The 14,919-nt window shown below is 60.5% G+C and carries 11 protein-coding genes and 1 tRNA gene; 6 read left to right on the top strand and 6 right to left on the bottom strand.

What is annotated here, in order from left to right; translation table 11 throughout:
* The first annotated feature begins 6 nt into the window (after positions 1 to 6).
* The gene (locus DZG07_RS17945) at positions 7 to 1,638 is read left to right on the top strand and encodes an alpha-glucosidase family protein (protein ID WP_119819252.1); all 1,632 of its coding nucleotides are present in this window, start codon (positions 7 to 9) and stop codon (positions 1,636 to 1,638) included.
* Between the two features lie 4 nt (positions 1,639 to 1,642).
* On the opposite strand, the gene DZG07_RS17940 is transcribed toward DZG07_RS17945, so the two are convergent.
* Complete coding sequence (locus tag DZG07_RS17940) at positions 1,643 to 3,388, bottom strand: TadG family pilus assembly protein (RefSeq protein WP_119819249.1); 1,746 nt, start codon at positions 3,386 to 3,388, stop codon at positions 1,643 to 1,645.
* The gene (locus DZG07_RS17935) at positions 3,388 to 3,801 is read right to left on the bottom strand and encodes a TadE/TadG family type IV pilus assembly protein (protein ID WP_245429652.1); all 414 of its coding nucleotides are present in this window, start codon (positions 3,799 to 3,801) and stop codon (positions 3,388 to 3,390) included. The genes DZG07_RS17940 and DZG07_RS17935 overlap by 1 nt, the downstream gene beginning before the upstream one ends.
* Positions 3,802 to 4,204: 403 nt before the next feature.
* Between DZG07_RS17935 and DZG07_RS17930 the strand changes: the two genes are divergently transcribed.
* From DZG07_RS17930 to DZG07_RS17915, 4 genes are all read left to right on the top strand, one after another.
* Positions 4,205 to 5,797: a peptide ABC transporter substrate-binding protein gene (locus tag DZG07_RS17930; protein WP_119821856.1), complete on the top strand. Its 1,593-nt coding sequence runs from the start codon at positions 4,205 to 4,207 to the stop codon at positions 5,795 to 5,797.
* Between the two features lie 76 nt (positions 5,798 to 5,873).
* Entirely contained in the window at positions 5,874 to 6,797 is a 924-nt protein-coding gene (locus tag DZG07_RS17925) for an ABC transporter permease subunit (RefSeq protein WP_119819244.1), read from the top strand.
* Positions 6,790 to 7,914 carry an ABC transporter permease subunit gene (locus DZG07_RS17920; RefSeq protein WP_091913840.1) on the top strand — a complete coding sequence of 375 codons (1,125 nt, stop codon included), beginning with the start codon at positions 6,790 to 6,792 and terminating at the stop codon, positions 7,912 to 7,914. The genes DZG07_RS17925 and DZG07_RS17920 overlap by 8 nt, the downstream gene beginning before the upstream one ends.
* A 4-nt stretch (positions 7,915 to 7,918) precedes the next feature.
* The gene (locus DZG07_RS17915) at positions 7,919 to 9,538 is read left to right on the top strand and encodes an ABC transporter ATP-binding protein (protein ID WP_119819241.1); all 1,620 of its coding nucleotides are present in this window, start codon (positions 7,919 to 7,921) and stop codon (positions 9,536 to 9,538) included.
* Positions 9,539 to 9,586: 48 nt separating this feature from the next.
* Here the strand turns inward: DZG07_RS17915 and DZG07_RS17910 are convergent, their stop codons facing one another.
* The 3 genes from DZG07_RS17910 to DZG07_RS17900 all read right to left on the bottom strand — a co-directional run bounded on the left by DZG07_RS17910 (position 9,587) and on the right by DZG07_RS17900 (position 10,864).
* The gene (locus DZG07_RS17910; RefSeq protein WP_245429511.1) at positions 9,587 to 9,787 is read right to left on the bottom strand and encodes a hypothetical protein; all 201 of its coding nucleotides are present in this window, start codon (positions 9,785 to 9,787) and stop codon (positions 9,587 to 9,589) included.
* Positions 9,788 to 10,270: 483 nt separating this feature from the next.
* Positions 10,271 to 10,347, bottom strand: a tRNA-Pro gene (locus tag DZG07_RS17905).
* 181 nt (positions 10,348 to 10,528) lie between these two features.
* Positions 10,529 to 10,864: a glycine zipper 2TM domain-containing protein gene (locus DZG07_RS17900; protein ID WP_091913842.1), complete on the bottom strand. Its 336-nt coding sequence runs from the start codon at positions 10,862 to 10,864 to the stop codon at positions 10,529 to 10,531.
* A 250-nt stretch (positions 10,865 to 11,114) separates the two neighbouring features.
* Here DZG07_RS17900 and DZG07_RS17895 point away from each other — a divergent pair, with 250 nt between their 5' ends.
* Positions 11,115 to 13,349, top strand: coding sequence for a mannose-1-phosphate guanylyltransferase/mannose-6-phosphate isomerase (locus DZG07_RS17895; protein WP_119819235.1), 2,235 nt, complete (start codon positions 11,115 to 11,117; stop codon positions 13,347 to 13,349).
* A gap of 98 nt (positions 13,350 to 13,447) precedes the next feature.
* Here the strand turns inward: DZG07_RS17895 and betB are convergent, their stop codons facing one another.
* Entirely contained in the window at positions 13,448 to 14,911 is a 1,464-nt protein-coding gene (gene betB / locus DZG07_RS17890) for a betaine-aldehyde dehydrogenase (protein WP_091913844.1), read from the bottom strand.
* Between the last annotated feature and the right edge of the window lie 8 nt (positions 14,912 to 14,919).

Below are 14,919 nucleotides of genomic sequence, written 5' to 3'. Positions count from 1 at the left end.
TTGCGGATGACAGGCACGGTCAATACCGATTGGTGGCGCGGTTGCGTTGTCTATCAGGTCTATCCGCGCTCCTTTCAGGACACGACCGGCGACGGCAGCGGCGACCTGAAAGGCATCACGCAGCGCATCCCCTACATCGCCTCGCTCGGCGTCGATGCGATCTGGCTGTCGCCGTTCTTCAAATCGCCCATGGCCGATATGGGCTATGACGTCTCCGACTATTGCGCGGTCGATCCGATGTTCGGCACCATCGCGGATTTCGATGCGCTGATCGACGAGGCGCACAGTCATGGCCTGAAGATCATCATCGACCAGGTGCTGTCGCATTCGTCCGACCGGCATCCATGGTTTGTCGAAAGCCGTGCGAGCCGGGACAATCCGAAGGCCGATTGGTATGTCTGGGCCGACGCCAGGCCGGACGGAACCGCGCCCAACAACTGGCTGTCGATTTTCGGCGGGCCGGCCTGGGAGTGGGACTCTACGCGCCGGCAATATTACCTGCACAATTTCCTCGCTTCGCAGCCCGACCTCAATTTCCACAACCCGGATGTGCAGGCGGCGCTGCTGGAGACGGTTCGCTTCTGGCTGAAGCGCGGTGTCGACGGTTTCCGGCTGGATACGGTGAATTTTTATGTCCACGACAAGCTGCTGCGCGACAACCCGCCGATGCCGCAGGGCGTCGTCACCGACATTCCCGACACCAACCCCTACGGCTATCAGGATCATCTCCATGACAAGACGCAGCCGGAAAACCTCGAATTCCTGAAGCGTTTTCGCGCGCTGCTGGACGAATATGGCGGCCGCGCCGCTGTCGGCGAGGTGGGCGATGGCACGCGCTCGCTGCAGACGGTGGCAGCCTATACCGGCGGCGGCGACAAGCTGCAGATGTGCTACACCTTCGACCTGCTCAGCCCTGAGTTCTCGGCCGAGCATGTGGAGAAGAGCGTGCTTGCTTTCGAAAATGCCGTGAAGGACGGCTGGGTCTGCTGGGCTTTTTCCAACCACGATGTCCCCCGCCACATTTCGCGCTGGACCAAGCCTGGCGGCGATACCGATGCTGTCGCGAAGTTCGCCATAGCACTGCTCTCCTGCCTGCGCGGCTCGATCTGCCTCTATCAGGGCGAGGAGCTTGGGCTTGAGGAGGCGGATATCGCCTTCGAGGATCTGCGCGATCCCTATGGCATCCGCTTCTGGCCTGGTTTCAAGGGCCGGGATGGCTGTCGCACGCCGATGGTTTGGGAATCAGCCGCGACCAATGCAGGCTTTTCCTCGGGAAAGCCGTGGCTGCCGGTGCCGGAAAGCCATCGTGAACGGGCAGTCGACGTGCAGGAACGTGCAGCATCTTCGGTGCTGGCGCACTACCGCGCCGTTCTGGCATTCCGGCGCGAGCATCCGACGCTTGCCAGCGGCAGCATAGAGTTCCTCGATGCCGAGGGCGACGTCCTGGCTTTCCTGCGCGAAGCAGGAAACGAGAAACTGCTGTGCGTGGTCAATTTTGCGGAAGGGCCGGCGGTGTGGAAACTGCCGGCGGAACTCGGAGCGGTGACGGCACTGGCGCTTCCCGGTTCGCAGGCAAGGCTTGACGCCGGTGGCGTCTCCCTGCCGGCGCTAGGTGCTTTCGTCGGGCGATTGGATTAGGCCTTTATTGCACCAGCACTGAGCGTCCGCAGGTCGCGCCGTTGACTTGCACGTCTGCCTCTCCAACGCGGACGCCAAGCATCGTCAGCACATTGTAAAGCAAAGTGTCCAATCCGGGCGTAACGGCACCGAGTGTGTCACCGAGTGATTTCGTTACACCGGTGGGCACTCCGACCGGGATAATATCAAGCAACCTGGCTTCCAGTTTCAAATCGCCGAGCAGCGATTTGACAAGAGATGTGGTGAGATCGCGTGTCGAGACCTTCTGAATGGCCCGATCCTTGATCTGTTGATTGGTGAAGGTGAGCGTGGTGACGTTTTGGTTGTCGATTGCGGCGCGCGCCTCGACCCAAATGCTGACAAGCCCTACGAAGAGCACCTGCAAACTCACCACTTTCGTTTTGTCGCCTTTCGGCTTGGTACGGAAATCCTGCATTGCCGCGCTGCTGATGTCGGCAATCCGGATTTCAGCGACGCCTGGTCGGGCCGCAATCTTGACGCGACGGCTGTCTGGTCCCGTTGGACAACTGATCTCTGTTAGGCTTGCTTCCGCATAGGCGAGGTCGGCATAGATGGGAAGGGTGATGAGCTGACCTACAAGGGGTTCCAGCCCTCCGCCAATACCGATTATCAACTTGATGCGTGTTTGGGCAGTACGAACGACTGCGCCGGTTTCGCCAATGGTATACCATGGAGAAGATTGTGGCGGTTCACCGATAGCCATGTCCAATTTGGCGGATGCCAGGCCAAGCACGCTGACGTTGAGATCTAGACCCAGTTGCTTCTTTCCATCGGCCATGACCAGGCCGGCCGTCAGCATCTGCAGGACGTTGACATCTGCAGAAAGGCCTGCCGGTCTTTGGCCAAGCCCCAGGCTGGCCGCCGAACCAAGGCCCAAAACTTTCTTCAACGGTACCGTCACGTTGGCGGAAGCCACTCCGGCGATCTTCTCGAGAGCAACTTTCGCGGCATTCTGCTGGCCGGGAATAGCGGCCATCGCAGAGACGATTTGGCCAACGGTCGCGGTTGAATTCAGTACATCCGAATAGGTGCCGGCCTTGATGTTCAATTTTGTCGCCAGCGAATCCAGGAATGAGAAAACGCTGACGTCGGCACTGAGTAGCGCATTGTAATCCATGAGGCTCAAATTCACATTGCCGCCGACAAGTCCGGTCAACAAGGAGTTGAGGACACCGCCATCGAGAGACGCCAGCCGCGAGCCGACGGAGAACGCCGCTTCCGTCTTGGTTCCGGCTATTGCCTGTGTGGCAATAGTCGGTGGCGCAATGAGTGCGCCGGCGAAATAGCGTGCGCCGGTTTTCTTGAATGTGACTTTGACTGCATTGTAGGGCTGCGTGCCTGCCTGAAAGCGTGTTCCAACCGCCGCCGACGCGTTGGCAACATAGCGGCCGGGCGTTATCGTAACAGTTGGCTTGATGCCGTTGACCCCTGCGGGTGGTTGCGTGCTGACGCTGCCGACGACAATGTCGGTGATGCCGTTGTCGCGAAAGGTGGCGGTGACGGCGGCTTCTGCCTTCGAGAGATTGGCAGCCGCTGTAATTGCAGCGATATCAACCAGAGATTGCGCTTCGCGGCGCTCAGAATACAAAGAAGCTTCGTCGATGGCAACGGCCGCTATAACCACCGCAACCGGCATGGTTAGCGCAGTCATAATGGCGATATTTCCTGAAATACTCGAACAAAAACTTTTTCCAAAAAATATTTTTCGTACCTGCGCGCAGTATTGCATCAGATCCCCCCGACGCGGATTGTCGATTGACGGGAAATGGTCATGCCGGGCAGTGGCAGACCTTTGAACAACTTCCAGATTGGCAGGGTGCTTGCGTCATATTGCACCGCCACCACGAACTGACTGCCGTCAGCAGCGCTATCACGGGTGTTGACGGTCACCTTTTTGGGATCGACGAAGGGATAGCCGGACGCATTGAGGCGAATGAAGTTTGTGGCGAGCGTGCTGCGCTCTGTGGCGTTCAATCCAGCGATCGCTGTACGGGCCGCATCGGCGGCAAGTTGCTGAACGGAATGGCTGGCCCCGAAGTATATGCCATACGCGGCCATGCCAAGAAAAAGCATGATGAAGATGGGAGCGAGGAGGGCGAATTCGACCGCCGAAGTCCCCTTCCGGTCTCGCAGCAGACTCAATCTGATGTGAGCCCGTGCCTGTGATAGTTCTTTATTGTCGTCCACGCCATTCACCATCGAAAGCTGTGGGACATTGCTATATTTCAACTTCTGTAATGTAACCTATGGTTGTTTAAGGAACGGTTAAGTCCTGTGACTTTTTTTGGGAGAACAATTCTTCATCGGCAAACGTTTTGTTGCACTTGCAGGGCCCGTGACCACGTGCGGCGACTTCTTGCGACCTTCCTTTGGGTGACCCTCAGAGCCTGTTGAAATAAAATTACTCCGTCGCTAGTGTCAGCTCCCAGAACGGCGGCCGAAGAGACCGCTGGCTCGCTCAACGAGGCGGGAACGAGTTCTGCCTTGGGGCTTAACTGGCAATTTGTCGACGCTGAGGGGCGACGACATTCTGGGAGTGACGAAGATGCTGAAGAAATTTCTGAAGGCGACGGTATTTGCCGTAAGCCTGTCGATGGCGGGCGGCATGATGATAGCCCCCTCCTTGGCCGAGGTTGTTTATAACCGCGGCAGTGCCGCCGAGCCGGAATCGCTGGATCCGCACAAGACCTCGACCGTTTATGAAGCCCACGTTCTGCGCGACATGTTCCTGGGCCTGGTGACGGAAGATGCGAAGTCGGAGGTCATCCCAGGTGCAGCCGAGAGCTGGACCGTGTCGGATGACGGCACCGTCTACACATTCAAGCTGCGCAGCGGCGCAACGTGGTCGGACGGCAGCCCGGTGACGGCCGAGGATTTCGTCTACGCATTCCAGCGTCTTCAGGATCCGAAGACTGCGGCTGAATACGCCTCGATGCTGCAGAAGGTGAAGAACGCCAAGGAAGTGAATGCCGGCAAGATGAAGCCGGAAGAACTTGGCGTGAAGGCAATCGACGCCAACACGCTCGAGATCACCCTGGTCGCGCCGACGCCATACTTCCTCGAGGTGTTGACCCACCAGTCGACATACCCCGTCAGCAAGGCGGCGATCGAAAAGTTCGGTGCCGATTGGGTTAAGCCGGGCAATCTCGTTTCCAACGGCGCCTACACGCTGGCCGAGTGGGTTCCGAACGACCATATCAAGCTGGTCAAGAACCCGAAGTTCTACGACGCCGCCAACGTCAAGATCGACGTCGTCAACTACATCCCGACCGAAGACCGGTCATCGGCGATGAAGCGCTACGAGGCTGGCGAACTCGACAGCTATGACGATCTGCCCACCGAACAGCTCACCGACCTGAAGGCAAAGTTCGGCGATCAGGTCCGCGTCGCGCCGTATCTCGGTACCTACTACTACGCGATCAAGACCAGCAAGGCGCCGTGGGACAATGTCGAGCTGCGCAACGCCGTTTCCATGGCCATCGACCGTGATTTCCTCGCCGAGAAGGTGTGGAGCAACTCCATGGCTCCGGCCTATTCGATGGTGCCTTCAGGCATCGAAGGCTACACGACCTCGCCAGCCGCTTTCGCTGAAGAATCGCAGATCGACCGCGAGGACGCGGCCAAGAAGATCCTTGAGAAGCTCGGCTACGGCCCGGACAAGCCGCTGAAGATGGAAATCCGCTACAACACGTCGGAAAACCACAAGAACACGGCGGTCGCCATCCAGGAGCAGCTCAAGCCGCTCGGTATCGAGGTGACGCTGCTCAACACCGACACCAAGACACACTACGGGCACCTGGAGCAGAAGGGTGACTTCGACGTGGCGCGCGCCGGCTGGATCGCCGACTACAACGATCCGGAGACCTTCCTCGAAATCTCGCGCAAGGCCGATGGCCACAACTACTCGGATTACGACAGCCCGAAATTCGAAGAGTTGATGAATGCGGCAACCGCTGCAGGCGGCAAGCCCGAGGAACGCTTCAAGCTGCTGAGCGAAGCGGAAAAGGTGTTGGTCGATGATGTCGGCAACATCCCGCTGCTCTACTACAACTACCACAACATCGTGTCGCCGAAGCTCGCAGGCTTCGAGGACAATGTGATGGATCGGCATCCGTCGCGTTTCATCAGCAAGGAATAGTCCCGCCACAGCCGACCCGCCGCTTCCCGCCTGGGGAAGCGGCGGCTTCAGCTTTTCAGTGACAGCGGGGAACACCATGCTGCTCTATGTCTTCAGGCGGCTTCTAACCGCCATACCGACGCTATTCGTCATCGTCACCCTGGCGTTTTTCCTGATACGCGTCGCGCCCGGCGGCCCGTTCAACCAGGAGCGGGGCCTGAGCCCGGAAGTCAAAGCCAATCTCGAAGCCCAGTTCGGTCTGGGCGATCCGCTCTGGCTGCAATATTGGCACTATCTCCAGAACCTGCTGCACGGCAATTTTGGCCCGAGCTACAACCTGCCTGACTTCACCGTCGGTGAACTCTTCGCCAAAGGCCTGCCCATTTCCATCCAGCTCGGTGCTTCCGCGCTGACCCTGGCTCTGCTGATAGGCAGCACGCTCGGCATCATAGCGGCGCTGAACCAGAACAAGGCGGGCGACTACGCCGTCATCGCAACGGCGACCGCCGGCAGCACCATCCCGACATTCGTTATCGCGCCGGTTATCCAGCTTCTGTTCGGGCTGACCTGGAAACTGCTGCCGATCGGCGGCTGGGGCGACGGCGCCTTGATCAACAAGATCGGTCCTGTCCTGACGCTTGCGCTGCCGCAGATCGCCATCGTTGCGCGTCTGATGCGCGGTTCGATGATCGAGTCCCTGCGCTCGCATCATATCCGAACGGCGCGCGCGCTGGGCCTTTCCGACTGGTCGATTGTGGTCAAGCATGCGCTGCGTGGCGCGCTGCTTCCCATCGTATCCTATGCCGGGCCGGCGGCGGCTGCGTTGCTGACGGGCTCGATCATCGTGGAGACGATTTTCGCTATTCCGGGCGTTGGCCGCTATTTCGTCGATGCAGCGCTCAATCGCGACTATACTCTGGTGATGGGCACGGTCGTGGTGATCGCCATCTTCACCATCCTGTTCAACCTGATCGTCGACATTCTCTACGCCGTCGTCGATCCGAGGGTGCGCTATGACTGAGATAGCTGCTGTCGCACCTGCGCCGATCGTCGGTCGCTCCTTCTGGGGTGATGCCTGGGCGCGCCTGAAGTCGAACAAGGCGTCGATGGTCAGCCTTTACTACCTGATCTTCATGGCGATCATCTGCGTGTTCGGCCCGTATTTCGTGCCGCACCAATACACCACGATCTATGCCGACTACGTGCGCACGCCGCCGAGCTTTTCGGCCTATCCCAAGCCCGAAATGATCGAGACGGCACTGCGCGATACCGTCAAACGCATGCGCGTGGACGTGGAAGAGTGGCATCAGGAGGGTGAGCAGGTTTACGTGACCGTGACGTCGTCGAAGGAAATCGACGAGCGCAACACTCGTTACATCGACCGCTCCGACACGTTCGACAATGCCAAGGTCGAGAGCAAGTCACCCGACGGATTGAAGATGGTGCTGAGCGCTACGGTCAAGCAGCAATATTTCCTGTTCGGCACGGACAATACCGGCCGAGACCTGCTGTCGCGCACCCTGATGGGCGGGCGTGTTTCATTGGCCATCGGCCTGCTGGCGGGCGTGGTGGCGGTGGCCATCGGCGTGCTCTATGGCGCGACCGCCGGCTTTGCCGGCGGCAAGATCGATGAGGTCATGATGCGCATCGTCGATGTGCTCTACTCGCTGCCGTTCATCTTTTTCGTCATCATGTTGGTGGTGTTCTTCGGGCGAAACTTCGTGCTGATGTTCCTCGCTGTGGGGGCGGTGCTGTGGCTCGACATGGCGCGCATCGTGCGCGGCCAGGCGCTATCCATCCGAAGGCAGGAATATGTGCAGGCCGCCGAGGCGCTCGGCGTGACGAGGCGTGGCATCCTGCAACGCCACATCGTGCCGAACCTGCTTGGCGTCGTCGTCATCTACATGACGCTGCTCGTGCCGCAGGTCATCATCCTGGAGAGCTTCCTGTCCTTTCTAGGGCTTGGCGTTCAGGAGCCGATGACGAGCTGGGGCGTTCTCATTTCGGCGGGGGCGAAGAATATCGGCACGGCCAACTGGCTGCTGCTGTTTCCCGCCTTCTTCCTTGTTTCCACGCTGTTTGCCCTGAATTTCGTCGGCGACGGCCTGCGCGACGCGCTCGATCCGAAGGACCGGTGAGCCGATGACCACTTCCCAACCCATACTTGCCGTCAAGGACCTGCGCGTGCGCTTCCGCACGCTGGATGGTCAGGTCGATGCCGTGAAAGGTATCAATCTTCACGTCAATGCCGGCGAAACCGTCGCCATCGTCGGTGAATCCGGTTCCGGCAAGAGCCAGACCATGATGGCGGCGATGAGCCTGCTCGCTTCCAATGGCGAGGCGACAGGTGCGGTCGACTATCGTGGGCGCAATCTGCTTGCCCTGGACAAGTCAGCCCTGAACGATGTGCGCGGCCGCAAGATCACGATGATCTTCCAGGAGCCGATGACCTCGCTCGATCCGCTTTACACCATCGGCAACCAATTGATGGAACCGATCCGGCGTCATCGCAAGCTGGGCAAGGCCGAAGCGCGCAAGGAGGCGCTACGGCTGCTCGAACTGGTGAAAATACCTGATCCGGAACGCCGCCTGAAATCCTACCCCTACGAAATGTCGGGCGGCCAGCGCCAGCGCGTGATGATCGCCATGGCGCTCGCCAACGATCCGGACATACTGATCGCCGATGAGCCGACGACGGCGCTCGACGTGACGGTGCAGGCGCAGATCCTGACGCTTCTGGCCGAACTGCAGCGCAAATTCGGCATGGCCATTGTTTTCATCACCCACGACCTCGGCATCGTGCGGCGCTTTGCCGATCGCGTTTATGTCATGCGATACGGCGAAATCGTTGAGGAGGGCGTGACGGAAGCGCTGTTTTCCGCACCCGCGCATCCCTATACCAAGATGCTGCTCGCAGCCGAGCCGACCGGCAGGAAGGCTGCGCCGCCCGCCGGCGCCCCGGTTCTGCTCGAAGGCCGCAATGTCGAGGTGAGCTTCAAGATTGGTGGTGGGTTTCTGGCCGGCCCACCATTGTTTCTGAAAGCCGTCGATCGCATTTCCCTTGCTTTGAAGCGTGGCCAGACGATCGGCATCGTCGGCGAATCCGGCTCGGGCAAGTCAACGCTCGGGCGGGCGCTGCTGCGCCTCCTGCCGAGTGAGGGCTCGATCCGCTTCGGCGCGCGTGAAATATCGGGCGTGGATCGTGAGGCGATGCGTCCGCTGCGGCGCGAACTGCAATTGGTGTTTCAGGATCCATTCGGCTCGCTGTCGCCGCGCATGACGATCGGGCAGGTGATAACCGAGGGATTGCTTGTCCACGAACCGTCGCTGTCTTCCAAAAAGCGCGACGCGCGCGCGGTCGAGGCGTTGCTGGAAGTCGGTCTCGATCCGAATATGCGCAATCGTTATGCGCATGAGTTTTCAGGCGGCCAGCGCCAACGCATTGCCATTGCCCGCGCCATGATTCTCAAGCCGAAGGTCGTTGTTCTGGACGAGCCAACCTCGGCGCTGGACCGTTCCGTGCAGAAGCAGATCGTCGATCTCTTGCGCAAGCTCCAGGCCGACCATGAACTGTCTTACCTGTTCATCAGCCACGATCTGGCCGTCGTTCGCGCCATGGCTGACTATATCATCGTCATGAAGCAGGGGCAGATCGTCGAGGAAGGGCTGACCGACGACATTTTCGACAACCCGCGTGAAGCCTATACGCAGACGCTGATGGCCGCGGCGATCGATGTGAAGAAGTTCCGTATCGCAAGCTGAAGGGTTTGGTTTGAGCCCAACGCACCCCGATCATCCGATCGGGGGAAATTATCTCGGCGGCTTTCTGACATTGACGCCGACGTCGACAATGACGCTGCCTGAGATTTTGACGTCGAAGTTGCCGACCTTGAACGTGCCCGGTGTTGCCGGCACGCCATTCGGCTCAGGCTTGAGATCCTGAACGATCGGTTCCGGCTGCGAGACGCCCGGGAGCGGATGGGCGTCTTCCGCCGCAGCCGCATACGGCATGGCGGCGAAAACCGCAATCAAAACTGCGCGACACTGATGGGCGTTCGTGATCATGCGGCATCATAACCGCGAGCGGTGTTTGAAGTCAGCAGCAGCTGCGATCACGTTTTCGAAAGGGCAGAAAAAAAGCCCGCCGCGGGAGGAGGTGCGGCGGGCTCTATTTAAGATGCAGCGCGGGAGGAGGTGCACTGCATTGATGCTGGCTTTCGGGGAGGAGGTCGATCACCAGCAACCCAAACATATGACCTGCCCAATGATTCGACAATTGAAATTCGTGCATAGGAGATGTGCAAAATGTCGCATTCAGCCTAACTGTGACATGAACGACGCACCCCGGCCTGCGACGCTCAGATCGAAGCCATATGGAAGGGCCGGAGGATGGTGAGATTGCGGGCAGGGGAATTTCCAGACGAAAACCGCCAGGCGTTGGCGCGTTTGTGAAGCGGCTGCAGCGTTTTCAGATCGGGAATTTCGGGAAATAACTGGTCGGAGTGGCAGGATTCGAACCTGCGACCCCCTGCTCCCGAAGCAGGTGCGCTACCAGGCTGCGCTACACTCCGTCCCCAGTTCGCTGGTTTCTCTATTGTTTTCGCTCTGGCAGCGCAAGGGCCAAATCCAGGCGATGCAAAGAAAAAAAGTCGACAAACGATCAGAGAGGCTAAAGCGGCGCAAAAGCCTCACGGGCAGATCGTTTCTGGATAGAAGGCCCGGCGAGACGAATGCCCGCCGGGCGGGATGGCATTAGTAGTTGCCGTTGTAGTAGCGGTCGTCGCAAGGTGCCGTGTAGACGCTGCCGTCGCCGGCGCGGTAGCGGCACATATCCTGGCCGCGACGCTGCGGCGCGGATGAGGATGGCGTGGTCAAGGTACCGACTGCTGCGCCGAGCAGTGCACCGCCGGCCGCGCCCGCGACCGTGCTGCGCGTGTTGCCGCCTATGGCCTGGCCGACCAGTGCGCCGCCAGCACCGCCGATCAGTGCGCCGGTTCCCGCGCGCTGCTGCTGCTCGCTGGTGGCGCAGCCCGCAAGCGTCATTGCGGCAAGCGCTGCTGCAACCACAGTAATTTTACGAAGTTCCATAATTCACCTCTCCGTCGAAAGCCCCACCCTTGCCCTGACTGTTCAATGCGGCAGAAGCAAGATCGTTGCAAATGTTCGGTCTTCACAGATTGCGTCGGTCCCGCATTTGTCACCGGCCGGACCGCGGCAAGCCTTTTGTCATGGCGGAAAAACTGAGCAGTTGCATAAGGGAGGGCGTCTGTGACAATCAAGGCAACGCTTCGCGGTCCTGACGCGGGCGAGGGATGATGAACCGAATCGCGAGACAGGCATGACAGAACGGATCGTCAGTTTCGTGATGAGCGGCGGCGTCGGTTCGCGCCTATGGCCGCTGTCGCGCGAGGACAATCCGAAACAGTTTCACGACCTGTCAGGCGATGGCTCCATGCTGGTCAAGACCTTGCGCCGCCTGAAGGCGCGGCCTGCAGGGGAGGCGCCTGTCTTCCTGATCGCGTCGGAACGCCATGCCACGCGCGTGCATGCAGACGCCGGTTCCATCGGGCTCGCTGGTGGAACGGCGATTTTCGAACCGACCGGGCGCAACACCGCGGCAGCTGTCGCGACCGCATCGTTGCAAACGCTTGCCGCTTTCGGCGATGGTATCGTGCTGGTCGTGCCCTCCGATCATGAGATTTCCACCGAGAAACAGTTCTGGGACACCATCGAGCGGGGTGTTCCCGCGGCCAAGGACGGGCGCTTGGTCGTGTTCGGCGTTCGGCCCACCCAGCCGGAAACCGGCTATGGTTACATCGAGGTTGCAGCCAGAGGGCAAGGCGTTGTCGATGTCTCGCGCTTTGTCGAAAAGCCTGATCTGGAGACGGCAAAGACCTATCTGTCTGCTGGGAATTTCTTCTGGAACACCGGCATCTTCCTGTTTCGCGCCAGCGCCATGCGGGATGCGTTCAGGAAGTTCCAGCCGCAGATCTGGGCGGCGGCCGAGGAGGCATTCCTTGCAGCCACGAACGATCTTTCCGGCCTTTATCTGCCGCTCGAACTCTACGAGAAGGTTCCATCGATCTCGATCGACTATGCAATCATGGAGCATGCGACGGATATCGCCATGGTGCCTGCCAGCTTCCGCTGGAACGATCTTGGCTCCTGGCAATCGCTGCTGGATGTCAGCCCTTCGGACATGGACGGAAATGTCATCGTCGGCGATGTCGTCGCCATCGATTGCCAGAATTCCTATATCCGCAGCGAGGGCCGCCTGCTGTCGGCGATCGGGCTGAAGGATGTCGCCATCGTGGCGACTGCCGACGCAACCTTCGTCGCGCCTGTCAGCCGTAGCCAGAACGTCAAGAAGATCGTCGAGCAGCTGGAGAAGAGCGGCAGGCTCGAGACCAAATTCACGCCGTCGGCCGATCGCGTCGTGGTGAGCGGCGCGTGGCGGCGGCGTGTGCATCACTGGCTGTTTGAGGAGACTTTGCCGCTATGGTCGACCGTCGGCGTCGATGAGCTGCATGGCGGCTTTCACGAGGCACTGGCCTTCAACGCCACGCCGCTGATGAAGCCGAAGCGCATGCGCACCATGGCGCGCCAGGTCTATGCCTTCGCGGTTGCCAAGGCGCGCGGGTGGGACGGGCCGGCGGATGCACTGATCACGCACGGCCTGGATTTCATGACGGGCAGGGGGCGCACCGACCGCGGCGGTTGGGTGCGCACCATGAATGTCGACGGCAGCGTCGCCGATGCGACCGAAGATGCCTATGACCATTCCTGCGTGCTCCTGGCGCTGGCCCATGCGCATATGTGCGGCAATCCGGATGCACTTCGGCTTGGCGAAGAGACATTTGCTTTCATCGACGAGCATCTGGAAGACCACAGGCTGACCGGCTTTCTGGAGACGGCGGAAGGCGAGGGCATGCGGCGCTCCAACCCGCATATGCATCTGCTGGAAGCGTTCCTTGCCTGGCACACGGCGACGGGCGACCGCGGCCATCTCAGGCGTGCCGCGCGCATCATCGATCTCTTCCGTGGTCACTTCTTCGACGCCGATAGCTGGACGCTGGGCGAATATTTCGATGACGAATGGCGGCCTGTAGCGGGCGAGCAGGGCACATGGACGGAGCCCGGCCATCATTTTGAATGGGCCTCGCTGCTGGTGGATTATGCCGTCAAAAGCGGGCGTAACGATCTGACAGCCTATGCCAGAAAGCTTTATGCCTCCGCGATTGCCAATGGCCTCAATCGCTCGACAGGGCTCGCCTATGGCGCCGTGTCGCGGCAAGGCTTGCCGCTCGATCAGGTATCGCGAAGCTGGCCGCAGGCGGAAGCGATCAAGGCCGCAATCGCGCTCGACGGCAGTGGCGGACCTGACCTCAAGCCCGAGGTAGAGGCGCGCGTCGGGCGGCTTTTCCGCTGGCATATCGATCCAGCGCCGCTCGGCCTGTGGATCGACCGCATAGACGAGCGCGGCCGCTCATTGGCCACCGACGTGCCGGCCAGCATCTTCTATCATCTTACCTGCGCGCTGATGCAGTATCTGGACAGCACGGCAGAAAGTTAAAGCGTCGTGATGCTTTCAACGTTCCGGCATGGGTCCCGGGTCTGCGCATTCGCTTCGCTTATGCTCCGCCCGGGATGACGATGGAGAGAGACTGAACCTCAGTAAGGGCTCTCGACGTTACCGGTCTCGACATAGACCGACTTGATCTGCGAGTAGTGGCCGAGTGCCGCGAGCGCGTTCTCGCGGCCGATGCCGGATTGCTTGACGCCGCCGAAGGGCATTTCCACCGGCGTGAGATTGTAGGCGTTGATCCAGCAGGTGCCGGCCTGCAACTCGCCAATAACGCGATGCCCGCGTTGCAGGTCGCGGGTGAAGACGCCGGCTGCGAGCCCGAACTCGGTGGCATTGGCACGCTCGATCGCTTCCTCCTCGCTGTCGAAGGAAAGCACGCTCATCACAGGCCCGAAGATTTCCTCGCGGGCGATGCGCATGTCATCCGTCACGCCGGTGAACACGGTCGGCTCGACAAAGCAGCCGCCTTCAAAACCTTGCAGCGATGGAACACCGCCACCGCAAGCGAGCGTCGCGCCGTCCTGCTTGCCGATCTCGATATAGCCCAGAACCTTCTCGTGCTGCGCCTTGTTGACCAGCGGCCCCATCTGCGTTTCCGGGTCGAGCGGGTCGCCGATGCGGATTTTCTTGGTGCGCTCGACCAGCCGGTCCACGAACCGGTCATGCAGGCCCTTCTGGACAAAGACGCGGGTGCCGTTGGAGCAGATCTGGCCAGTCGAATAGAAATTGCCGAGCATCGCGCCACCAATGGCATTTTCGAGGTCGGCGTCATCAAATACGATAAGGGGCGATTTGCCGCCCAGTTCCATCGTCGCGTGCTTCATCTTGGAGCCGGCAAGCGACAGCACCTTGCGGCCGGTCGGCACCGAACCGGTGACCGAGACCTTGGCGACGACCTCGTGCTCGACGAGGGCAGCGCCGACATCGCCGTAACCCTGCACGACGTTGAACAGCCCGTCCGGCAGGCCGGCTTCGGTATAGATTTCGGCCAAGGCGAGCGCGGAGAGCGGCGTGTTTTCCGATGGCTTGAACACCATGGCGTTGCCCATGGCGAGCGCAGGCGCGGACTTCCAGCCGGCGATCTGGATCGGATAGTTCCAGGCGCCGATGCCGACGCAGACGCCAAGCGCCTCGCGCCGCGTATAGGCGAACGGCCCGCCGAGATCGACGAATTCGCCATTATAGGCAGCGATCGCGCCGCCGAAATATTCAAGGCAATCGGCAGCGGAAGGCGCGTCGGCCACCAGCGTTTCCTGGATTGCCTTGCCGGTGTCGAGCGTTTCGAGCTTTGCGAGTTGCTCGTTGCGGGCGCGCAATAAGTCGGAGGCGCGGCGCAGGATGCGGCCGCGTTCGACCGGCTTCAGCCGCGCCCAGGCCGGTTGTGCGGCACGCGCGGCCTCTATGGCCAGCTCAACGATGTTGGGCGTTGCGGAATGCAGCGTCGCTATCGTCTCGCCCGTTGCCGGGTAGACAACCTGAAGCGGCGCACCGCGTTCGTCGTCGACGAAACGGCCATTGATGTAGTGCGAGGCTTTCGGCTGTGCGCGCATTGTCGTCT

It is taken from the genome of Mesorhizobium sp. DCY119 (assembly GCF_003590645.1).
Classification (GTDB): domain Bacteria; phylum Pseudomonadota; class Alphaproteobacteria; order Rhizobiales; family Rhizobiaceae; genus Mesorhizobium_M.
This window is presented reverse-complemented; position numbering and strand designations above follow the sequence as displayed.

What these genes read in the sequence shown, in the direction of transcription:
- DZG07_RS17945 (WP_119819252.1), top strand. Translation starts at nt 7, where the DNA reads ATGACAGGCACGGTCAATACCGATTGGTGGCGCGGTTGCGTTGTCTAT.
- DZG07_RS17940 (WP_119819249.1), bottom strand. Translation starts at nt 3,388, where the DNA reads ATGCAATACTGCGCGCAGGTACGAAAAATATTTTTTGGAAAAAGTTTT.
- DZG07_RS17930 (WP_119821856.1), top strand. Translation starts at nt 4,205, where the DNA reads ATGCTGAAGAAATTTCTGAAGGCGACGGTATTTGCCGTAAGCCTGTCG.
- DZG07_RS17925 (WP_119819244.1), top strand. Translation starts at nt 5,874, where the DNA reads ATGCTGCTCTATGTCTTCAGGCGGCTTCTAACCGCCATACCGACGCTA.
- DZG07_RS17920 (WP_091913840.1), top strand. Translation starts at nt 6,790, where the DNA reads ATGACTGAGATAGCTGCTGTCGCACCTGCGCCGATCGTCGGTCGCTCC.
- DZG07_RS17915 (WP_119819241.1), top strand. Translation starts at nt 7,919, where the DNA reads ATGACCACTTCCCAACCCATACTTGCCGTCAAGGACCTGCGCGTGCGC.
- DZG07_RS17910 (WP_245429511.1), bottom strand. Translation starts at nt 9,787, where the DNA reads ATGCCGTATGCGGCTGCGGCGGAAGACGCCCATCCGCTCCCGGGCGTC.
- DZG07_RS17900 (WP_091913842.1), bottom strand. Translation starts at nt 10,864, where the DNA reads ATGGAACTTCGTAAAATTACTGTGGTTGCAGCAGCGCTTGCCGCAATG.
- DZG07_RS17895 (WP_119819235.1), top strand. Translation starts at nt 11,115, where the DNA reads ATGACAGAACGGATCGTCAGTTTCGTGATGAGCGGCGGCGTCGGTTCG.
- betB (WP_091913844.1), bottom strand. Translation starts at nt 14,911, where the DNA reads ATGCGCGCACAGCCGAAAGCCTCGCACTACATCAATGGCCGTTTCGTC.